Source organism: Streptomyces lonarensis, from assembly GCF_012033735.1.
Classification (GTDB): Bacteria; Actinomycetota; Actinomycetes; order Streptomycetales; family Streptomycetaceae; genus Streptomyces; species Streptomyces lonarensis.
Map to the genome: position 1 here is coordinate 1 of NZ_JAAVJD010000089.1, position 20,859 is coordinate 20,859.

The following is a 20,859-nucleotide window of genomic DNA, read 5'->3' on the forward strand; positions in this document are numbered from 1 at the left end:
GCCGGAGGTGGTCTCCGGCCGCGCCCCTCGGGTGCGTGCGGCGCCGGACGGCGGCGCGGCATGCCGCGCGGTGTGCGCGGCGCGTGCGACGGCCCCGCGTCAGCCCTCGCGGCGGGGGGTGTCGCCCTCGTCGCCGGGGGTGTCGCCCTTGCCCTCGGCCGCGTCGTCCTTCTCGGCGGTCGGGCCGGACTCCGTCTCGGAGACGTCGGCGCCGTTGGTGACCTCACCGTCGCCGGTGCCCTCGGCCTCGTCGGCGTCCTGGGCGAGGCCCAGCTCCTGGACCAGCCACTTGTCGAACTCGATGGAGGCGCGAATCCAGCTGACGGTGGAGGACACGTAGTGGTCCAGCGCGACACCGGTGCCGATCAGCATCTGGATCTCACCGATGAGGCGGACGGTGCCGTCGTCGTGGGTGTGGGTGTACACCTTCGGCCACAGCGTGCGGCGGTTCCACTCGTTGATGACCTCCAGGAGACGCGGCTTCTCCTCGATGTCGTGCTTGCGGTCGTAGAAGGTCCGCACGGAGAAGATCTGCTGCGCCTTCTCGCCGCGGAACATGAAGTAGGTGCGGAAGTTCTCCCAGGGGGCGACGAGGTCGCCCTCCTTGTCGACCACATACTTCAGCTTCATCTGGTCGAGCAGCTGCTTGACCAGATCAGCGTCGGGCTTGATCGGTCCCAGTGGCTTCTTCGCAGCGGGCTGCTGAGGTTGCTGCTGCCCTCCGAAGCTGGGAATCGAGGACGGGTCGACTGACACGAGAGGGGTCCCTTCGTCGAGGCTTCGGACTCCCTCCATCCTCTCTCATGGGGCCCCCGACCTGACAACCCGCGCAGTGGTACCGGCGCACCACCCGGCACCGGTGACGCGCCCCGCACGCGGGTGGGGCGCCGGACAGACGGAACACCGGCGGGACCGGCGCACCGTGCGGTGCGCCGGTCCCGCCGCGCGGGGTGACCGCGCCGGTCGGCCCGCGCCGGTCAGCCCGCGCGCTCCACGCGGAGCCCGTCCGAGAGCCCGACGTCCACCGCGACGGTGTCGCCGTCGCGGATCTCGCCGGCGAGGATCTCGCGCGCCAGCCGGTCACCGATCGCCGTCTGCACCAGCCGTCGCAGCGGCCGGGCGCCGTAGGCGGGGTCGTTGCCCTCGACCGCGAGCCACTGGAGCGCCTCCGGGGTGATCTCCAGCGTGAGTCGGCGGTCGCGGAGTCGCCGCTGCAGGGCGTCGATCTGGAGCTGTGCGATGCGCGCGAGCTCGTCGCCGCGCAACGGCTCGAAGATCACGACGTCGTCGAGCCGGTTGAGGAACTCGGGACGGAACGCGGACCGCACCGCTGCCATGACCTGCTCCCGCCGGGCGCCGGTGTCGGCGGCCGGGTCGAGCAGGTGCTGGCTGCCGAGGTTGGAGGTGAGGATCAGGATGGTGTTGCGGAAGTCGACCGTCCGGCCCTGGCCGTCGGTGAGCCGGCCGTCGTCGAGGACCTGGAGCAGGATGTCGAAGACCTCGTGGTGGGCCTTCTCCACCTCGTCCAGCAGCACCACGGTGTACGGGCGGCGCCGGACGGCCTCGGTGAGCTGGCCGCCCTCCTCGTACCCGACGTAGCCGGGAGGGGCGCCGACCAGCCGCGCCACGGAGTGCTTCTCGCTGTACTCGCTCATGTCGATGCGGACCATCGCCCGCTCGTCGTCGAAGAGGAAATCGGCGAGCGCCTTGGCGAGTTCGGTCTTCCCGACGCCGGTGGGGCCGAGGAAGAGGAAGGAACCGGTGGGGCGGTCCGGGTCGGCGACCCCGGCACGGGAGCGGCGCACCGCGTCGGAGACGGCGCGCACCGCCTCGGCCTGCCCGATGAGCCGGCGGCCCAACTCCTCCTCCATCCGCAGCAGCTTCTCCGTCTCGCCCTCCATGAGGCGGCCGGCGGGGATGCCGGTCCAGGCGGAGACCACGTCGGCGATGTCGTCCGGGCCGACCTCCTCCTTGACCATGGTGTCGCGCGCCGCCTCCTGCTCGGCCTGCGCCGCCTCCTCCAACTGCCGCTCCACTTCCGGGATCTCGCCGTAGAGCAGCTTGGAGGCGGTGCCGAAGTCACCGTCCCGCTCGGCGCGTTCGGCCTGACCGCGCAACTCGTCGATGCGCTCCTTGAGTTCACCGACCTGGTTGAGGGACTTCTTCTCCTTCTCCCAGCGGGCCGTCAGCTCGCGCAGCTCCTCCTCGCGGTCGGCGAGGTCGGCGCGCAGCCGCTCCAGCCGCTCGCGGGAGGCGGTGTCCGACTCGTTGGCCAGCGCCAGCTCCTCCATGCGGAGGCGGTCCACGGAGCGCTGGAGCTCGTCGATCTCCACCGGCGAGGAGTCGATCTCCATCCGCAGCCGGGAGGCCGCCTCGTCGACCAGGTCGATGGCCTTGTCCGGCAGGAACCGGGAGGTGATGTAGCGGTCGGAGAGCGCGGCGGCGGCGACCAGCGCGCTGTCCGCGATCTGCACCTTGTGGTGGGCCTCGTACCGGCCCTTGAGCCCGCGGAGGATCGCCACGGAGTCCTCGACGGTGGGCTCGGCGACCAGGACCTGCTGGAAGCGGCGTTCCAGCGCGGGGTCCTTCTCGATGCGCTCGCGGTACTCGTCGAGCGTGGTGGCGCCGACCATCCGCAGCTCACCGCGGGCGAGCATCGGCTTCAGCATGTTGCCGGCGTCCATCGCGGAGTCCCCGCCGGCCCCGGCACCGACGACGGTGTGCAGCTCGTCGATGAAGGTGATGATCTGGCCGTCGCTCTCCTTGATCTCGGCCAGTACGGTCTTGAGCCGCTCCTCGAACTCGCCGCGGTACTTGGCGCCGGCGACCATGGCGCCGAGGTCGAGCGAGACGAGCCGCTTGTTGCGCAGCGACTCCGGGACGTCGCCCTTGACCACCCGCTGCGCCAGCCCCTCGACGACAGCGGTCTTGCCGACGCCGGGCTCACCGATCAGCACCGGGTTGTTCTTGGTGCGGCGGGAGAGCACCTGCACCACGCGGCGGATCTCGTGGTCGCGGCCGATCACCGGGTCGAGGCGGCCCTCGCGGGCGGCGGCGGTGAGGTCGGTGCCGAACTTCTCCAGCGCCTTGTAGCTGCCCTCGGGGTCCTCGGAGGTGACCCGGCGGCTACCCCGGTTCTGCTGGAAGGCCTCGGCCAGCGCCTTGGCGGTGGCGCCGTTCTCGCGCAGCAGGTCGGCGGTCCGGCCGCCCTTCGCGGCGAGACCGATCAGCAGGTGCTCGGTGGAGACGTGGCTGTCGCCCAGCTCGCGTGCCCGCTGCGAGGCGTCGGCAATGACGGCGAGCAGCTCGCGGTTGGGCTGCGGGCGGGCGACCGAGGAGCCCTGGACGCTCGGCAGCGACGCGAGCAGCCGCTCGGCACCACCGCGCAGCACCGCCTGGTCGGCGTCGACGGCGGCGAGAAGGTCCTGGATGTTCTCGTTCTCCTCGCCCGACAGCAGGGCGAGGAGCAGATGGACGGGGGTGATGTCCGGATGGCCGTCCGTGAGCGCCCGCTCATTGGCGGCGCTGATCGCGTCCCGGCTCCGGTTGGTCAGCTCGGCGTTCACGTGCGGTCGCTCCTCCTTGCAAAGCTCGACTATGCAAAGTTGAGTCTAGGGCACTCAATGCGAATCTTCCAGGGGCACGGGGCGCTCCACTCGGGCGCGTCACCCTCTCCGCCGTGGGCGCTCGGGTGGCGGCCGGGAGCCACGGGGGGGCGCTCATCGCCCGGGGCGGGCCGGACGGGCGACGGACCGCGGGCCGGCCGGGCCGGGAACGGCCCGCCGGTCGACCCGGCCTATCCTCGGGCCATGGCCCTCGACCCGCGGAACCCCGACCCCGACTACCTGGCCTTCTGGCGCGAGCACCACCTCTGCACGCTGAGCATCCCGCGGCCGGACGGCGCGCCGCACGTCACGCCCGTGGGGGTCACCTACGACCCGGACGCCGGACTCGCGCGGGTCATCACCAGCGCCTTCCGCAGCAAGATCGCGCACATCCGCGCCGGCGGCGAGGGCGGACTGCCCGTCGCCGTCTGCCAGGTCGACCGCGGCCGGTGGGCGACGCTGGAGGGCGTCGCCACCGTCAACGAGGACCCGGCGGCGGTCGCGGACGCGGTCCGCCGGTACGCGGAGCGGTACGGCCGGACACCGCGGCCCAACCCGGACCGGGTCGTGATCGAGATCGCCCTGACCCGCGCCATGGGGCGCGGCACTCCCCCGAAGCCCCGCTCCGCGGCCGGCTGACGCCGGCCGGGGCCGTCGAAGCCGGACCGCGGCCGTTCGGGCCAGGCCGGTTCGGGCCCGTCCCGTTCGAGCCGGGTGGTTCGGTCGCCGAGTGGTTCGGTCGCCGAGAGGTTCTGTCTGTCGCCGAGAGGTTCGGTCGCCGGGCGAGCCGGGGGCGGTCCGCGCGCAGCCGGCCGGGCGTGGAACGCCGGCCCCCAGCCCGGGGTGGGCGCGGCCGGGGGCCGACCGGCCGGAGAGGGGAGACCGGGCCGCCGGGACGGCGCGCGCCGGGCGTGATCCCGGCCCGCACGGGGCCCGAGGCCCGGCCCGGCACGGGGGTCGAGCCGCGGGCACGGGGGTCGAGCCGCGGGCACGGGGGTCGAGCCGCGGGCGCGCGTCAGCCGATGTAGACCCAGCCGGCCAGGGTGTCCGGGGTGGCGGCCGGTGCCTCGCACGTGTCGGCGTCCGGCCGGCAGACGGTGCGAGGACCGCCGAAGACCACGAGCGCCTCGCCGCTCCAGCTGACGTACGGGTCGGTGAGCTTCTCCCCCTCCGCCAGCGGCGGCCCCGGCAGCTCCGTCCAGGTGTCGTCGGCGGGGTGGTAGGCGCGGCCCGGCGCGAGCGCGGCCTCCCCCGTCCAGCGGAAGTGGTGCCCGACGCCGTGCCGGTCCGCCTCGCCGGGCGGGGGCTCCAGCTCGCGCCACTGGTCGGCGGCGATGTCGTAGGCGTGGGGCGCGCCGTCGTCGAGGAACAGCAGCTGGCCACCGGCGGCGACGACGGTGACGTACCGGTCGTCGCCCGTGACGGGCGGCGGCTCGGTCTGCCGCCACTCGCCGCTGCCGAGCGCCAGCACCCACGTCTCGGTGCCGTCGGCGACGACGGCCACGACGCGGTCCGGCGCCGACACCAGCCGCACCTCGCCCACCGGCTCCCCCGCCGCGTCGGCGTCCGGCTCGGCGCCCGTGTCGGCGTCGCGTTCCCCATTCCCGTCCCCGCCCCCGTCCTGGTCGGTACCGGGGTCCGCGTCGGGCGCACCGTCCGCTTCGGTGTCCTCGCGGGCGTCGGCGTCGTCCGCCCCGCCCTCCTGCGCGCCGTCCTCCCGTTCGCCGTCCTCGGCCGGCTCGCCGCCTGGGGCGTACGGACCGGGCGCGAGATGGCGCAGCGCGCCGTCCTCGGGGTTGACGGCGACCACGCCCGGCGCGCCGTCGGCGACGGTGACGGCGGACGGGTGGCCGAGGATCAGCTCGCCGCCGGTCATCACCGCCGCGTAGGGCTGGTCGTCGGTGTCGCCCGCCGTCAGGCGCTCACCGGCGAGGTCGACCTCGCGCCAGCTGTCGCCGGCCGGGTCGTAGGCGAGCAGGCCACCGCCCTGCTCGCCGGCGGGCAGGGCGGCCGGCTCGGCGTCGACGACCGGCCCGAAGACGACCTCCTGGCCCGTCCAGCGGGCGAAGCCGCCGGGGGCGAGGGTCAGTCCTGCCGGTGGCTCGGCCATCGCCTGCCACTCGCCGGAGGGCGACCACACCGCGCCGTCGGTGAACTGCTCGGCACCCGCCGGCTCGCCGGTGGGCGCGCGCCCGCCCCAGACGACCAGGCGGTCGCCGGCCCAGACCGTGCCCGTGCCGACCCGGTCCGCCAGGGGGGCGGCGAGGATCGGCTCCCACTCCCCGCCGGCGTGGGGGCGGTCCGCCTCGGCGGTGACCGGCCAGTCCAGCCAGACGACCGCCAAGCCGGCGGCCAGCCAGGCGGCGGCGACGGCGCCCAGCACCGTCAGGCGCCGGCGGCGCCCGCGGCGCCGCGCCTCGTCGCCCGGCCGCTCGGAGGATGCGCCCGGCTCGTGCCGGTCCGCGCCGTCGAAGTCCTCCGCGCCGGTGGTGCCGTGGGTTCCGCTGCCGTTCATACCTCTCCAGACGTCCCGGGGCGGGCCCGGAGTTCCTGCCCCGCTCGCCGTGTGCATGTCGCCGCACGCCGCGCGCCGGTACCCGCGCCCGCGCTCGTCCGCCGCCGGTGCCCCGGCACGCAGACGCTACCGGTACAGGATCGGGACACGCCCGCCGGTCCGTCGTGCACCGGCGCTGCTATCCATGGTCCATGCCACGCCACAAGGACGGATTCCCCGCCGATATCGACCTCACCGTCGCGGACGACCGCTTCGGCCGGATCACGCTGCGCAGCCGGGTCATCGAGGGCTGGGTCGAGGTCCGCGGCCCCGGGATACCGACCGTGCGGCTGGAGCGCGACGCCGGCGCGCGTCCCGACCGCGAGGTGCGGGCGGGCAGCCGCGACGGCCGCCGGATGCAGCTGACCGTGGACGGCCGCCGCGCGCGGCTCAAGGCCGGCCGGAGCGGCTGGACCCGGCGGGCGCGCCGGACCCGGGTGCATCTCCCGGACCGCGTCATCCACCTCCACCCGTTCAACGACACCCGCAGCAGGCTCCACCGCAGCCGGCGCGTCCTCGGCCCGCTGCGGCTGCCGCGCCGCCCGCTGGCCAAGATCCGCGAGGACCCGCACCCGTGGCGTGAGCCGGCCGCCCGCATCACCACCCGCTGGTACCGCACGGGCGGGCAGGTCACCCCGCTCGACGCCGCCGTCGGGTACGCGCTGGTGGCCGCCTTCGGCGCCGGTTCCGAGACGATCCTCGGCCTGGACCTGTTCGACCTGGGCTCCGGCGTCTGACGCGGGGCCCGCCCGGCGGCCGGGGCCGGTCCGCACCGGACCCGCCGGCCGCCGCGAACACCGTCGCCGCGCCGGACGCCCCCGGGCGCCGCGCGCCGGCGCAGCCGAGTGGCGCGCGGAGCCCCTCACGCCATCTGGCGACCGCTCCCGAGAGCCCCCTACCAATGGCCGCACCCCGCGCCGCGTCGGCGCGGGGCTCCGGGAGTGGAGGGTGCGGATGCGGGCACGCGGACGGGCGGCGCGCAACAGCGGAACGACGGACCACAGGACACCGGCACAGCGGTCGGCGGCGGGCCCGGAAGCCCCGGCCGGGAGCGGGGACGCGGGCGACGAGCGGGACGACGGCGCCCCCGACGCCGACGCCGAGCAACCGGCGGACCGCGTCTCCGCATCCGAACGGCTGCTCTACGGCGGGGCGTTGCGGTACGACATGGGCTGGGCCGCCCACCGGGACTCGCTGCTGCGGCTCACCGCCTGGGACGCCATGCGGCGGCTGCCCCGGATGCTGGGCGTCTGCGTCCGGCTCGCCTGGCAGGCGGATCGGCGCGCGACCACCATGGTCGCCGTCGCGGAGACGCTGCGCGGAGTCGCCCAGGCGGTGGTGCTGCTCGGCGTGCAGCGCGTGCTGGCGGCGCTGCTCGCGCCCGCCGACATCACCGACGGGGTGCGCGACGCGCTCCCGGCGCTGGCCGTGATGGCGGCGGCCGCCGCCTGCGGGGCGCTGTTCGGCGCGGTCACCACCTACGCGGACGGCCGGCTGCGGCCGCAGGTGGAGCGCCTGGCGCAGGAGCAGTACCTGCGGCGCGCGCTGAGCGCCGAGATGGCGTCGATCGAGGACCACGGCTACCACAAGCTGCTGGAGTCCGCGCAGTTCGGCGCAGCCTCGGCCCGCAACATGATCGGCTACGGCACCCGCGTCATCGCCACGCTCATCTCGCTGGTCGCCGCGGCCGGAGTCCTCACCAGCCTGCACCCCGCCATGCTGCCGCTGCTGCTCCTGATGACGGTGCCCGGCACCTGGGCGACGCTCGCCATCGCCCGGCAGCGCTACCGCTCGTACCACGAGTGGCTGCAACACAACCGGGCCGTGGCGGAGTTGAGCCGCATGGCGATCCGGGAGGACGCGGCGTCCGAGATCCGCGTCCACGGCGTGGGGCCGTTTCTCCTCCACCACTTCCACGCGATGTCCCGCGAGCACGAGGCGGAGCAGTCCCGCCTCGCCCAGCGGGCCGCCGCGATCGGGCTCGCCGCCGCCGCGCTCGGCGGTGCCACCGCGCTCCTCACCTACCTGACCCTCGGCGCGCTGCTGTGGACCGGCGCCATGGCCTTCGCCGCCGCCGGCGCTGCGGTCGTCGCCATCCGCGCCGGGACCACGGCCCTCGACGGCCTGGTCCGGCAGATCAACGACATGCACGAGGACGCGCTGTTCGTGCAGGACCTCCAACGGCTGGTCGAGGACGGCGACGCGCACGACATCCCCGAGGGCGGCGAACGCCCGCCGGCCGAACCCGGTGACATCACCGTGGAGGGCCTCACCTTCGCCTACCCCGGAACAGCGGCCGGGCCGGTGCTGCGCGACGTGTCGCTGACGGTGCCGGCCGGACGGGTGACGGCGCTCGTCGGCGAGAACGGCTCCGGCAAGTCGACGCTGGTGAAGGTGATCTGCGGCCTGTACCTGCCGCAGCACGGCACGGTCCGCTGGAGCGGAGTCGACACCTCGCGCTACGACCGGCGGCAGCTGTTCGCGCGGTTCCGCCTCGTCGGCCAGGACTTCTTCCGGTGGCCGTTCACGGCGGGCGTCAACGTCGCCATCGGCCAACCCGACGTCCCCGCGGACCCGGCCCGCATGGACCGGGCGGCCGAAGCCGCGGGGGCGACCGCGCTGGTCGACTCGCTCCCCCACCGCTGGAGCACCCTGCTCTCCCGCGTCTACCAGCGCGGCCACCAGCTCTCCGGCGGCCAGTGGCAGAAGCTCGGCATCGCGCGCGCCGCCTACCGGGACGCCCCCGTCCTCGTCGTGGACGAGCCGACCGCGGCGCTCGATGCCAAGGCCGAGCAGGAGGTCTTCCGCCGCATCCGCGCGCTGGCCGACGGCGGTCGGACCGTCATCCTGATCACCCACCGCATGGCCTCGGTGCGCGACGCCGACCGGGTGCACGTCCTGCACGAGGGCCGCCTCGTGGAGTCCGGCACCCCGGACGACCTGCTGGCGGCGGGCGGCAGCTACGCCGAGATGTACGACCTCCAGGCGGCGCAGTTCGACGGCCGCGACCGGGAGACCACCGGGTGACCGTCCCCCTCCGGCGGGCGGGCACGGCCACCGTGTTCGTCGAGGCGGTCGCCTTCAAGGGCGAGTGGACGACGGAACTCCACTACGCCATCCTCGCCCGCGAGTGGCGCGCCTCCGCCGACGGACCGGCCGCGCCGAGCTGAGGACGGCACGCCGAGGGCCCGCGCCCCCGGGCGGCGGGTGTGGCGGGCGGGTGGGGCGGGCATCGTCCGGGGGTCGCCCGCGATGTGCGGGCGGTGAGCCACGGGAGGGGACGCACCATGGGGATCTTCGGCAACGCGCACACGGTCGATCCGGCGGCGGCGCAGGAGGAGTATGCGCGGCTGTTCGGCCAGGGCGAGCGGGTGTACGCGGCGTACCTGCTGGTACGCGACACCATCCTCTTCACCGACCGGCGGCTGATCCTCGTCGACAAGCAGGGGATCACCGGCAAGAAGGTCGAGTACCACTCGATCCCGTACCGCAGCATCACCCACTTCGCGGTGGAGACCGCCGGCACCTTCGACATGGACGGCGAGTTGAAGATCTGGCTCTCGGGCGACTCGGTGCCGATCACCAAGACCTTCACCAAGGGCGTCGACATCTACGAGGTGCAGGCGATCCTCACCCAGTACGTCGCCGCGCGCTGAGCGGGTTCTCCCGTCAGCTCGGCCCGGCGGTGTCGACCACCGCGTGGGCGGGCAGGCCGTGGGCGGTGCGGCCGTCGGGGGTGTGGACGCTGCCGGCGGTGAGGAGGGCGTCGAGGACGGCCTCCTCGACCGCCTCCCGGACGGCGGAGAAGACCGCGTCGAGTTCGGCCGGCGGCAGCAGTCGCGGCGCGTCGGAGGGCACGGCGGAGAAGGCGAGCCCGTAGTCACCGCTGCCGTGACTGTAGGACGCGCCGACCCGGCCCAGCGCGAGGGCGCCGCGTGCCGCGACACGCGTCAACTGGTGCGCGGGGCACGCGATGTCGAGCGCGACGACCACCACGCACGAGCCGGTCTCGACCCGCGAGCCGGCCCGTGTCAGCCCCAGCCCCTCCGGGGTGACGGTGCGGTCGCCGAGCCGCAGCTCGCCACCCATGTTGGCCTGCACCAGCACCCCGACGGTGGCGTCCCGTCCCGCGACGGGGCCCACCACGCGGGAAGCGCTGCCGATGCCGCCCTTGAAGCCGAGGGCGCACGCGCCCGTGCCACCGCCGACGCTGCCCAGCGGGACCGGTGCGTCGGATGCGGTGCCGAGCGCGTGCAGGACGTGGTCCTCCGTGACGGGCCGGGGCCACCGGCCCGAGAGCCAACCGTCGTTGATCTCCCCGACCACCGGGTTGAGGGAGACGGGCGGTGGGACGGCGCGGGCGAGGGTCCAGCTCACCAGGGCGTCCGCGGCCCGGAAGGCGGACAGGGTCGAGGTCAGCAGCACCGGTGTCTCCAGCTCGCCCAACTCGGCGAGCTGGGTCGCGCCGACGAACTTGCCGTAGCCGTTGGCGACGTGCAGCCCCGCCGCGAGCGTCGGGCGATCGTCCAGCGCCGTGGGGACGACCGCCGTGACGCCGGAGTACAGACCCACGCTGTCGTCGCGGAGCGTGGTGTGGCCGACCAGTACCCCGGTGACGTCGGTCAGGGCGTTGCCCGGGCCGGTGGGGAGGCGTCCGACACGGCGGCCGAGGGCACGCGCACGCAGCGCAGCTCGGCCGGCGGGTTCGGCAAGTTGGGCAAGTTCAGCGGGCTCGGCGGGCTCGGTGGGGTTCGTGGGGCGGTGCACGCGGACGGCTCCTCCGTGGCGGCCCCCGGCGGGCGCGGCGACCATGGCGGCAGACTCCCACAGTCGCCGCGCCCGGTGGCCGTCACGGTGCCGTGTTGGCCGGGACCCGTCACGACGGGGCCGTGCGGCGGCGCCCTGAGCGGGCCCGGGCGGCGCGACGCACGACGGGACGGTGCGGCCAAGCCGCCGGCCGCCGGGGCTCACGGGCCTGGGGCTACGCCCCCGCCTGTTCGGCGCAGAACGACCGGATCTCCGCGAGCAGTTCGGGGTACTGGGGGCCCGTGGTGCGGATTGCGTGCCACACGGCGTCCAGCGCCGCCCACAGCGGTTCCTGCGCGACGGCGGCGAGCACCGCCGGCACGGCGGCATGCGTCTGGGAGACGAGACGCGCCGCGGGGTCCGTCAGCGCAATGCGGCCCGCGGCGTCCGGACGGCTACTGACCTCGATCACGCTCTCGTGGACGACGGGCCCCACACTCGGGGCCAACAGCCACCTCTCGCGGACATCCGCCGACGCGGACGAGGCCGGGTACGAGCCGTCGGCGGTCCTCCGTTGCCCGGCGGCTTCCCGCCGCGGCGTCTTCCGCTGCGGCTTCTCCGCGGGCTCCGAGTGCCGGTCCGGCGGCGGCGCCGGCGGTGGCGGTGAGGCCGGGGCCACCCGGTGGTCGGGGAGCCGGGGGTCGGAGCGCAGCGCCTCGTCGAGCAGCGCCGCGTCGTCGAACGGCGACGGCAGGGGACGCCCGGCCGCCAGGGCTGCCAACGCAGCTGCGATCCAGGGCACTTCGGTCAATCGGGCGGCTTCGCACGCCCGCCGGGCGGCCAGCCGCGCCACCGCGCGCTGCACCCCGGGGGAGCAGGCAGCGATCGTGTGCACCAGGTCACTGTCGTAGGGGACGAGGGCGGGGATCTTCCGGCCCGGTGCGCGCAGGGCCGGTCTCGGCAGCTGTCCGCCCCACTGCCGGCGTTCTGACTCCCGCTGCCGTGCCGCCTCGGCTTCTTCCTCCGCCTCGCGTGCCCGGCGTTCCGCCTCGGCACGCTGCTCGGGCGTCGGTGGCGGCGGAAGCGCCCGCGCGTACTGATGTCGGGCGGCGGCGTAGCGGGAGGTCTGACGGATCAGCCGGCCCGAGGACGGGGGCGACGGCCAGAACTGCAGGAGGTAGCTGTCCGGGGCCAGTTCGTCCACTGCGGTGTCGAGCCGGTTGCCCTCGTCCATTCCCCGGGCGCAGTAGCGAACCCGGTAGTCGGTTCGGTCGAGGCCCAGCTCCCACACTTCCTCGCCCGCCCACTGCACCAGCTGCGAACGGTCCGACTGCGGGCGGAAGGAGACCTCCACCACCTCCTCCCAGTCCGGGTCCAGCGGCGGCTCCTCGTCGTGGACCTCCACGACGAATCCGAGCCGCCCGGTGTGGAGTCCGGTGGTGAGCCAGAGCGCTCCGGGCACACCCGCGCCGCACAGGCCCGAGCGCTGCCCCGCGAACGCCTCGTCCATGGGCGGCGGACCGCCCTCTGGCTCGCTCTCGACGTAGATCTGGCTGTAGTGGACGTAGACCTCGCCGGTCACCGGCACGCGCACGGTGTCTCCCTCCCTCGGTCACCGACCCCGCGGGCGGACGACCGTCACCTGCTGCGCAGCATGCCCCACCCCACCGACAACGGCCGGTGCGAGTGCGGGCGCCGAGCCGTTGTCGGACCCGCGTGGCAGTCTCCCAACTGCCCTTCCACAGAACGACGATGGAGATCCGAGATGTCCGCCCGCCTGAACTGCCACGACCACCTCGACGCCCCGGTCTGCTCGCCGTCCGGCAGCTGGTCCCTGGGCTATGACGCCGGCGGCCGGGCGGTCGTGGCCGACGCGTCGGGCACCACCGTCTGGCAGGCCGGCGCACCCGGTCGTCTGGAGCTGGAGCTCTGCGGCGACCTGGTCGTCCGCCAGGACGGCGAGGAGCGGTGGCGCCAGGGGCTGCCGACGCCGCAGCAGATCGACTCGCTGCAGGTCACGGACGACGGGGACGTCCTGGTGTGCGTCGGGGGCGACGTCCCGGTGCACAGCCTGCTGCACGGCCCGGTGGAGACCGTGGTGCTGGGCGACCGCGCGCCGTTCGCCGAGCTGGGTGGCGGCCGCGTCATCCGGTGGACGGACGGGCGGCGGTCCGCGACGGTGAGCCTGCTGGGGGAGCTCCGCGAGGAGAAGGTGGACCACCGTGGCATGCCCATCGGCTCGTGCAGCCTCATCGTCTCCGAGTCGCGCCGGCTGGACCGTCCCGACACCTGGCTGACCTGGCGGTTCCTCGACGACAGCGAGGGCTGCGGGTGGGAGCTGGTGCTGGTCGACGCCGACGACCGCGTCGTGTGGGCGCTGGGCCGTGGCGACGTGGACCCGGCGGCGGGGGTCGGCGGGGAGCAGGACCCGGCGGAGGGAACCGCGGTGCTCCCCGACCCGCCGCTGCCGGTGGCGGAGTCCGGCGCGTACGACAGCGCCTGGGAGGAGGCGCTGGAGCTGGACGACTGGTACTGCGTCACCGTGGTCCGGGACGCCGCGCCCGACCAGGTGCTGACGGCGCTGGGCGCGGAGCCTGCGGAGATCACGACCGCCACCGAGGAGCAGATGCAGCGGCGTTGCAGCTACGAGGACCGCACGGGTCACGACACCGCGGCCATCGCGTTCGCTCTCGGCCCGCACACGCTGCTCGTCGAGTCGAGCGCCTGGGAGGCGTGGCGTTCCCCGGAGCTGTCGGAGGGCACCCTCGCCGTGACGGCCTACAGCGTGATGGGTGACGAGCGGTTCCTCGTCAGCCGGAACGGGGAGGCCGTCGCGGAGTACACCGACGGAGCGTTCGGCTCCCCCGGGTACGGCGACACCGAGGCCGGCGTGATCGCCCCCGCGCTGCGGGAGATGGGCCATGAGGAACTCGCCGAGCGCAACCTCGCCCACCAGCCTCACCAGATCTCCGACGAGTGGGACGACGACGGCGATGACGAGGACGTGGACGGCCTGGAGCTGATGTGCCGGGTCGCCCGGGTCCGGCCGACCCGGGAGCACGTGACGGGCGCGGGACGGGTGTGGATCGCCGCCGCGGAGTAGCCGCGACGGAACACCCGGGCGCCACGGCCCCGCCGGTGCGGGCCGGCAGGGCTGCGCCGCTCAGCCGGCGGTGCCCTGGCTCTGGCCGGTCTCGAAGCGGCGGACGCGGCCGTCGGCGACGGTGAACCGCCAGTGGGTGCGCATCCCGCCCCAGGTGGTGTTGGAGTAGGTCGCGGTCAGCTCCCGGCCGCCGTCCTCGGCGGACTCGACCTCCAGGTGGCCGCTGACCGTGAAGATCTCGCGGTCGACCCACGCTTGCAGGTCGCGTTCCGTGCCGTCGTCGGCCATGGTGGCGTCCGGGGTGAGCGCCTCGAAGAACGCCTCCCGGTCGCCGGCGTTGACCGCTTTGACGAACGCCGCCACCGCCGGGTCCTCGATCGTCGCCGTCATCCTTCGTCTCCTCGTGAGCGTCCGGCCCCGAGCGTTCCCAGGATAGGAACGGTCCCCGCGCTCCGCACCCCGTCCCGGCGGCGAGGCCGGCGGGCAGGCCGGGGCACGCCCGGCGGCGAGGCCGGCGGGCAAGCCGGGGCACGGGCCGGGGGGCGGGTCGGGGACAGGCCGGGGGCGGGTCGGGAGGTCCGGCCCGCCCCCGGGTGTCGGGTTCGGTGGTCAGGCGACGGTGCAGCCGGCGCCGTCGAGGGTGACGGAACCGGGCGTGCCGGCGTCGGCGCCGGTCGCGGTGAAGCCGATCTCGACGTGCCCGCCGGCCGGGATGCGGGCGGTCCACGGCTCAGGGGCGAGGGTCAGGTCGCGACCGGTCTGCTCGGCGCGTGCGCCCCAGACGTTCTGCACCCGCTCGTCACCGGCGAAGGTCCAGCTGAGGTTCCAGCCGTCCAAGGGGGTGCTGCCGGTGTTGGTGATGCGGACGGCGGCCTGGAAGCCGGCGCCCCAGTCGTGGGAGACGGTGTAGGCGACCGCACAGCGGCCCGCCGGATCGGTCGGGTCCGTCGGGTCCGTCGGGTCCGGGTCCGTCGGGTCCGTCGGGTCCGGGTCCGTCGGGTCCGGGTCGGCCGGGTCCGGGTCGGTCGGGTCGGGGTTCGTGGGGTCGGGGTCGCCGCTGTAGACGGTCGCCTCGCGGGAGGTCTCCGCTATGCCGTTCGGGCCGTTGAACAGTCGCTCGCCCCATTCGGTGAGGGAGTCGCCGTCAAAGCCGTTCACCAGGTCGAGGTAGCCGACCTCGGCGCTGTTGCCGCTCCACGACCAGCCGAGGTAGCCGATGCCCAGTTCCTCCGAGACGGCGAGGATGGCGTCCTCGTCCGGGTCGCCGTCGGAGTGGTAGTGGCCGAACTCGCCCACGACCAGTGGCAGTCCCGCGTTCACGAAGTGGTTGAGGTAGCCGCTGACGGCTGCCGGGGTCTCGTAGACGCCGTACATGTGGATGGAGAAGACCGTGTTGCCCGACGGGTCGGCGTCGTACACGGCAGCCGCGTTCTGCCGCATCGTGTTGGTCCAGTCCTGGCCCCAGTTGGGGCCGTCCACCATCAGCAGGTGGTCCAGCCCGGCGGCGCGGAGCTTGCCGATGGCGCCGATGGTGTCGGCTGTCCACCGCTCGTAACCCTGGTTGCCGTGCGGCTCGTTGCCGATGTTGACGATGACGTGGTTCTCCTGGCCCTCCAGCGCGCCGGCGACGGAGATCCAGTAGTCGGCGGCCCGGTCGAGGCTGACGGCACCGGCCTGTTCGCCGTAGCCGGTGGTGTCGTGCACCTCCAGGACGCAGATCAGGCGGTTGGCGCGGCAGGTGCCGATGACGCCCGCCACCTCGCTCTCGGAGGTGCGCTCCCAGCGGTCGCCGGTCGAGAGCACCACGCGCACGGTGTTGGAGCCGAGCGCCTTGATGTCGGCGAGCGCCTGCGGGGTGGTGTGGGTGTACCAGCTGTGGGGGTGGTTGACGCCCCGCATGACGAAGTCGTTGCCGTTGGCCTCCACGATGCGCCCGTCACTCACGCGCAGTCCCGTCGCGGCGTGCGCGGGCTGGCTGAGCCCGAGGAAGGCGAAGAGCGAGCCGGTCAGCAGCGTCAGGACGGCGGCGAGGACGGTGATCCGTCGCCCGTCGTCCCGGCGGAACGCCGCCGTGCCGCTGCTGCGGGATGGTGATCTCATGTCTGCGGCTCCAGGTGGGGGACGTGCTCCCGGGCGGGGGCACGGTGGGGTTCACCCGGCCGGTCCACCAGCGTGGGAGCGCTCCCATCGCGCGGTGCGCCACACCGGGACGACCCCGCCCCGCCCCTGGGCGGGCGGCGAGGCGGCACCGTGCGCCGGCCGACGGGCACGCCGGCGACAGGGAGCCACGCCGTCGTCGCGGTGGGCCACCCGGTACTGCCCACATGAACCCACCGGTCGCCGGAGCCGTCAAGACTCCCTGCGTCAACTCCCCTGCCGCCGCTGGGCCCCGGGGCGTGGCTGCGGGCACGGCAGCACCGGACCCGTGCAGGCGGCAGCGGGGGCGCCCCGGCAGCCGGGGGCGGCTACTCCCGACTCAGCTCGAAGTCGTCGGACTCGTAGTCGTAAGGGTCGTACTCCACGCCCTCGGTCACGATGTGGAGCCACAGTTCGTCGGGGTACTCCCCGTCGACACCGGCGATGTACTCGCGGTTCAGCGCGCAGGGGTCGGCGATGTCCGCCGGGCCGACACGCTCCGTCTCCACCGTCGCCAGCGACAGCTCGGTCTCGCCGGCGGAGACGTCGGTGAGTTCCAGGGAGTCGACGCACCGGTACTCCTGACCGGTGCCGGTGTCGTCGAAGACGCTCTCGAACCGGCCCACGGTCTCGCCCACGGCGCCGTCCTCCAGCCAGAGCGCGATCTGGAAGTCCACGCCCCGCCACTCGCCGGTCCACTGGTGCGGCACCGCCACCTCCGGCTTCTCGGTCCCGTGGTCGTCCTCACCGCCCTCGTCCTCGTCGACGACAGTCTCGGCCCCGTCGTCACCGGCGGAGGTGGACACTTCGTCCTCGGGGCCGCGCTTCTCCGCGCCCGTGGAGGTGCCGGCGCCGTTGTCGTCGACGTCCCCGGGAGTGCTGGTGTCCATCGCGAGGACGTACAGCAGGACCATGAGCGCCACGATGCCGCCGCCGATGGCGATGACCGCGATGCAGGAGCGGCGGGCGATGCCCGCCCACGGCCGGTCGTCGTCGGGGTTGCCGGACGCGCCGCCGGGCCCCCGGTTCAACGCGCCGGGCGGCGGCGTGCCCGGTGCCCCGTACGGCCCGGCCGGCTGCCCCGGATAGGACGACGGCGGGGTGTGGGGGCCGAGCGGGTTGTGCGGCCCGGGAGGCGGGCCCTGGTGGTGCGCGGGCGCGGGCGGCGCGATCGGCGGGCCGAAGCTGCCCTGGGTGACGAAGCCGCCGGACGGCGGGCCCTGCACCGCACCGGCGCGGGTGACGGCAGCCACCTCGGCCTCACGGCGCTGGTGGTCGGCGCGCAGCTCGGCCGGCAGCCCCTCCTGCCAGCGGGCCGGGCCGCGGAGGATGCGGCTGAACCGGTCGGCCAGTTCGGTGGGCGCGGGGCGGTCGGCGGGGTTCTTGGCGAAGGCGTCGGTGAGCGCCTCCCGCACATCCGCGGGCAGCCCGCCGAGGTCCGGTTCGTGGTGGACGACGCGGTACAACAGGGTGGGGACGGAGGGGGACTCCCCCGGCCGGAGGAACGGCCCGTGCCCGGTGGCGGCGTGGTGGAGCAGGGCCGCGAGAGCGAACACGTCGCTCGCCGGGGTGACGTTCTCCTCGCCGCAGGCCTGCTCGGGCGAGAGGTAGCCGGGCGAGCCGATGACGCCGCCGGTGGTGGTGAAGCGGGCGTCGTCGCCCGCGTGGGCTATGCCGAAGTCGATCAGCAGGGGGTGCTGCGGGCCGAGCAGGACGTTGGACGGCTTGAGATCGCGGTGGACCAGCCCGGTCTCGCCAACCGCGGCGAGCGCGCGGGCGAGTTCCTTGGCGAGCAGCGGCAGCAACTCACCGTCGATCGGGCCGTGTTGGTCGGTCCAGTCGAGCAGGGAGGGTGCCGGGACGTACTCGGCGGCGAGCCACTGGCGGCCTTCGGCCGAACGGGACCAGTCGACGACCGGGACCGTCCATGAACTGCGCACCCGGTCGGAGTTGCGGATCTCACGCTCGAACCTGCTGCGGAAACCGGGGTCCCGCGTGAGTTCGGAGCGGATCGTCTTGAGGGCGAGCGCCCTGCCGCCGGGGCTCTGCGCCAGGTAGACGCGCCCCATTCCCCCCTCACCCAGGATTCCCAGCAGAGGGTATCCCCCGACCTGCGACGGGTCGTCCGGCGTGAGCCTCTCCATGACACAACTCCCCAGTGGTGGCAACGCGGTACGGACCGGCTGCACGGCACTGAGGACTGTAGAACACCTGGGCGATAGCTCGTGCACTCCGCATCCTGGCGGGCGGGAGCATGCAGGGCGCACCTTGTTCGGCGCGCGCTGCCCACACCCCACAGCCGGACGGTGGGCGGACCGTCGGCGGACGGCGGGCGGCCGCCGAATCCGGTCGCCCGCCGGGTGCGCGCCATAGTCCACACGAGGCCCCGCATCGTCCACAGCCGCCGCCCTAGCATCGATCCACCGCAGAGCCGCGCGATGTCCCTTCTCCACCCCGCACCACCCCCACACCACCCTCATCTCCCGGACGGAGACCCGCATGCGCAGGACGAGCGCAAGGTTCAGGCTGGCCGGAGCCATGGCCATGGCGACGGCGATCGCCACCCTCGGTGCCCTCACCACCGCCCACGGCGCCACCGCCCCGGCAGCCGCGCCGGAGTCCGTGACCACCCTGTCCGTCGGCACCCCCACCGGCTTCGGTGCCGGCACCACCGGCGGCGCGGGCGGCGCCACCGTGACCGTGACCAACGCCTCGCAGTTCACCGAGGCGGTCAACCGCAGCGGCGCGCTCCAGGTGCGCGTCAACGGCACCATCAACCTCAGCTCGATGACGCGCGTCGCCGCCAACAAGACGATCATCGGCGTCGGCAACAACGGCCGGATCACCGGCAGCGGCCTCAACGTCCGCCAGGTCAGCAACGTCATCATCCAGAACCTGACGTTCACCGGCAGCAACGACGACGCCATCAACATCGAGCAGTCCACCCGGATCTGGGTGGACCACAACACCCTGTCCAACGCCAACGACGGACTGGTCGACATCAAGCGCGGCTCCGACAACATCACGGTCTCGTGGAACCGGGTCACCAACCACGACAAGACGATGCTGCTGGGCCACTCCGACTCCAACGGCTCCCAGGACCGCGGGAAGCTGCGCGTCAGCTACCACCACAACTGGTACGACGGCACCAAGCAGCGCAACCCGCGCGTGCGGTTCGGCAACCCCGTCCACGTCTACAACAACTACTACGGCGGGGTGACCAGTTACGGCGTCGCATCGACGGTCGAGGCCGGGGTGCTCGTCGAGGGCAACTACTTCGAGAACGTGAAGGACCCGTTCCACCTCGGCGAGGGCTCCTCGCCCGGCGGGACCCTGGTGGCCCGCAACAACCACTTCGTGAACTCCAGCACGGGGCAGACCGGCGGCTCGGTGCGGTCCATCCCCTACAGCTACTCACTTGACACCCCCTCCAACGTCAAGTCCATCGTGATGAACGGAGCGGGCGCCGGGCGGATCTGACCGCTGCCACCTCTGACGTGGGCGCCTGTGCACCGCCCCGTCACCCGGGCCCGGGCAGGGGCTCCCACACCGCGCGGGGGCTCTTGCCCGGGCCTGCGCGCGACGCTATCTTCCGCCCGCGGCCACGGGGGAACCTGCCGCGCGCCCCCGAAGGACGAGGACACCCCCATGCCGCGGCGACTCCCCCACACCGCCCGGGCTCCCCGGCCCACCATCGGCCTGATCACCGACAACATCCACCTGGGCGTGGGCGCGACACTCTGGTCGGGGGTGCTGCGCGCCGCCGCCGACGCCGACGTCAACGTGCTCTGCCTGCCCGGCGGTGCCCTCAACCCGCCGGCGCCCGGCTCGGTCCCGGCCACCGGGCCCGGCCCCGGCGCGGTCGTCCCGGACACGCCGCGGGGCGGCGTCCACGAGCTGGTCTCCCCCGAACTGCTCGACGGCGCGATCTGCTGGTCCTCCACACTGGGCCTGCCGACACCGCCGGGCACCGCGGGGGCCGCACTGGCGGAGCGGCTCGGCCGACTGCGGGCCGTGGTCAGCCTCAACAGCCCGCTCGACGACCACGAGACGCTGCTGCTGGACGGCTACACCGGGATGCGCCGGTTGATCGCCCATCTGGCGACCGTCCACGGCCTGCGTCGACTGGTCTGCATCCGGGGCCCGTTGACCAACCGGGTCTCGGCGGAGCGGTACCGGGCCTTCACCGACGCGCTGGAGCGGCACGGTCTGCCGCAGGACCGCTCGCTGGTCGCGGCCGCCCTCGGCTTCGGGCCGGGCGCCGGCGCCGCCGCGATGCGCATCCTGCTGGACGTCCGGGGTCTCCGGCCGGGCCGGGACTTCGACGCGGTCGTGGCGTGCAGCGACGCCCTCGGCGCGGACGCACTGCGGCTGCTGAACCAGCGGGGCATCCGAGTGCCGAGCGAGGTCGCGCTGGTCGGGTTCAACGACTCGGTCGAGGCGCGGATCACCGACCCGCCGCTCACCTCGGTCTCGCTGCCGTTCGCCGAACTCGGCGCGCTGGCCGTGCAGACGGTCGCCGCACGGCTGCGGGGCACCGCGCCGCCGGCGCGCCGCGTCGTGCCGGGTTCGCTGGTGACCCGCCGCTCCTGCGGCTGCCGGGCGCCGCTGGTGGGGCAGGGCGCAGCGGGGCCGCCGCACGGCGGACACCGGCCGGCCGGTCCGCATCCCCTGGTGGTCGTCGATGTTCACGCTGAAGAAGGCGGTCCGGTCGG

Annotated in this window: 15 protein-coding genes and 1 pseudogene; 8 read left to right on the forward strand and 8 right to left on the reverse strand. The window is 74.3% G+C overall.

All coding sequences use genetic code 11. The features are described 5' to 3' along the window. Positions 1-222: 222 nt before the first annotated feature. Together HCN56_RS13180 and clpB are read right to left on the reverse strand one after the other, a co-directional pair. A pseudogene (locus HCN56_RS13180) lies at positions 223-756 on the reverse strand (YbjN domain-containing protein); the annotation flags it as partial. Between the two features lie 221 nt (positions 757-977). After that, complete coding sequence (gene clpB, locus HCN56_RS13185; RefSeq protein ID WP_167970664.1) at positions 978-3,566, reverse strand: ATP-dependent chaperone ClpB; 2,589 nt, start codon at positions 3,564-3,566, stop codon at positions 978-980. 243 nt (positions 3,567-3,809) lie between these two features. Here clpB and HCN56_RS13190 point away from each other — a divergent pair, with 243 nt between their 5' ends. Next, on the forward strand, positions 3,810-4,244 hold the full coding sequence (locus HCN56_RS13190; RefSeq protein ID WP_167970666.1) for a pyridoxamine 5'-phosphate oxidase family protein: 435 nt from the start codon (positions 3,810-3,812) through the stop codon (positions 4,242-4,244). A 376-nt stretch (positions 4,245-4,620) separates the two neighbouring features. Here the strand turns inward: HCN56_RS13190 and HCN56_RS13195 are convergent, their stop codons facing one another. Beyond that, a complete protein-coding gene (locus HCN56_RS13195) occupies positions 4,621-6,120 on the reverse strand; it encodes a hypothetical protein (protein WP_167970668.1) in 1,500 nt (499 codons plus the stop codon). Positions 6,121-6,311: 191 nt separating this feature from the next. Here HCN56_RS13195 and HCN56_RS13200 point away from each other — a divergent pair, with 191 nt between their 5' ends. From HCN56_RS13200 to HCN56_RS13215, 4 genes are all read left to right on the forward strand, one after another. After that, positions 6,312-6,896, forward strand: a complete 585-nt coding sequence (locus HCN56_RS13200; protein ID WP_167970670.1) for a hypothetical protein — start codon at positions 6,312-6,314, stop codon at positions 6,894-6,896. Positions 6,897-7,113: 217 nt separating this feature from the next. After that, positions 7,114-9,186, forward strand: a complete 2,073-nt coding sequence (locus HCN56_RS13205) for an ATP-binding cassette domain-containing protein (RefSeq protein WP_167970672.1) — start codon at positions 7,114-7,116, stop codon at positions 9,184-9,186. Beyond that, the gene (locus tag HCN56_RS13210; RefSeq protein WP_167970674.1) at positions 9,183-9,329 is read left to right on the forward strand and encodes a hypothetical protein; all 147 of its coding nucleotides are present in this window, start codon (positions 9,183-9,185) and stop codon (positions 9,327-9,329) included. Before HCN56_RS13205 ends, HCN56_RS13210 begins: the two co-directional genes overlap by 4 nt. Before the next feature lie 117 nt (positions 9,330-9,446). Further along, positions 9,447-9,815 carry a PH domain-containing protein gene (locus HCN56_RS13215; RefSeq protein WP_167934210.1) on the forward strand — a complete coding sequence of 123 codons (369 nt, stop codon included), beginning with the start codon at positions 9,447-9,449 and terminating at the stop codon, positions 9,813-9,815. 13 nt (positions 9,816-9,828) lie between these two features. On the opposite strand, the gene HCN56_RS13220 is transcribed toward HCN56_RS13215, so the two are convergent. Both HCN56_RS13220 and HCN56_RS13225 read right to left on the reverse strand, forming a co-directional pair. Next, positions 9,829-10,845 carry a P1 family peptidase gene (locus tag HCN56_RS13220; RefSeq protein ID WP_245246501.1) on the reverse strand — a complete coding sequence of 339 codons (1,017 nt, stop codon included), beginning with the start codon at positions 10,843-10,845 and terminating at the stop codon, positions 9,829-9,831. A 295-nt stretch (positions 10,846-11,140) separates the two neighbouring features. Continuing rightward, positions 11,141-12,499 (reverse strand): hypothetical protein, encoded by a 1,359-nt coding sequence (locus HCN56_RS13225; RefSeq protein ID WP_167970678.1) that lies wholly within the window; start codon positions 12,497-12,499, stop codon positions 11,141-11,143. Positions 12,500-12,670: 171 nt separating this feature from the next. Between HCN56_RS13225 and HCN56_RS13230 the strand changes: the two genes are divergently transcribed. Continuing rightward, positions 12,671-14,008 (forward strand): DUF6461 domain-containing protein, encoded by a 1,338-nt coding sequence (locus HCN56_RS13230; RefSeq protein WP_167970680.1) that lies wholly within the window; start codon positions 12,671-12,673, stop codon positions 14,006-14,008. Positions 14,009-14,068: 60 nt separating this feature from the next. Here the strand turns inward: HCN56_RS13230 and HCN56_RS13235 are convergent, their stop codons facing one another. The 3 genes from HCN56_RS13235 to HCN56_RS13245 all read right to left on the reverse strand — a co-directional run bounded on the left by HCN56_RS13235 (position 14,069) and on the right by HCN56_RS13245 (position 18,288). After that, on the reverse strand, positions 14,069-14,398 hold the full coding sequence (locus tag HCN56_RS13235; protein ID WP_167970682.1) for a nuclear transport factor 2 family protein: 330 nt from the start codon (positions 14,396-14,398) through the stop codon (positions 14,069-14,071). Between the two features lie 219 nt (positions 14,399-14,617). After that, entirely contained in the window at positions 14,618-16,108 is a 1,491-nt protein-coding gene (locus tag HCN56_RS13240; RefSeq protein WP_167970684.1) for a cellulase family glycosylhydrolase, read from the reverse strand. 365 nt (positions 16,109-16,473) lie between these two features. Continuing rightward, entirely contained in the window at positions 16,474-18,288 is a 1,815-nt protein-coding gene (locus HCN56_RS13245) for a serine/threonine protein kinase (RefSeq protein ID WP_167970686.1), read from the reverse strand. A 355-nt stretch (positions 18,289-18,643) separates the two neighbouring features. On the opposite strand from HCN56_RS13245, the gene HCN56_RS13250 reads away from it, so the two are divergent. Continuing rightward, positions 18,644-19,624 (forward strand): pectate lyase family protein, encoded by a 981-nt coding sequence (locus HCN56_RS13250; protein ID WP_209312683.1) that lies wholly within the window; start codon positions 18,644-18,646, stop codon positions 19,622-19,624. 168 nt (positions 19,625-19,792) lie between these two features. Then, a partial coding sequence (locus tag HCN56_RS13255; RefSeq protein WP_167970688.1) for a LacI family DNA-binding transcriptional regulator occupies positions 19,793-20,859 on the forward strand: 1,067 nt, incomplete at its 3' end.

What these genes read in the sequence shown, in the direction of transcription:
- HCN56_RS13195 (WP_167970668.1), bottom strand. Translation starts at nt 6,120, where the DNA reads ATGAACGGCAGCGGAACCCACGGCACCACCGGCGCGGAGGACTTCGAC.
- HCN56_RS13200 (WP_167970670.1), top strand. Translation starts at nt 6,312, where the DNA reads ATGCCACGCCACAAGGACGGATTCCCCGCCGATATCGACCTCACCGTC.
- HCN56_RS13240 (WP_167970684.1), bottom strand. Translation starts at nt 16,108, where the DNA reads ATGAGATCACCATCCCGCAGCAGCGGCACGGCGGCGTTCCGCCGGGAC.
- HCN56_RS13250 (WP_209312683.1), top strand. Translation starts at nt 18,644, where the DNA reads ATGCGCAGGACGAGCGCAAGGTTCAGGCTGGCCGGAGCCATGGCCATG.
- HCN56_RS13230 (WP_167970680.1), top strand. Translation starts at nt 12,671, where the DNA reads ATGTCCGCCCGCCTGAACTGCCACGACCACCTCGACGCCCCGGTCTGC.
- HCN56_RS13190 (WP_167970666.1), top strand. Translation starts at nt 3,810, where the DNA reads ATGGCCCTCGACCCGCGGAACCCCGACCCCGACTACCTGGCCTTCTGG.
- HCN56_RS13245 (WP_167970686.1), bottom strand. Translation starts at nt 18,288, where the DNA reads ATGGAGAGGCTCACGCCGGACGACCCGTCGCAGGTCGGGGGATACCCT.
- HCN56_RS13215 (WP_167934210.1), top strand. Translation starts at nt 9,447, where the DNA reads ATGGGGATCTTCGGCAACGCGCACACGGTCGATCCGGCGGCGGCGCAG.
- HCN56_RS13235 (WP_167970682.1), bottom strand. Translation starts at nt 14,398, where the DNA reads ATGACGGCGACGATCGAGGACCCGGCGGTGGCGGCGTTCGTCAAAGCG.
- HCN56_RS13205 (WP_167970672.1), top strand. Translation starts at nt 7,114, where the DNA reads ATGCGGGCACGCGGACGGGCGGCGCGCAACAGCGGAACGACGGACCAC.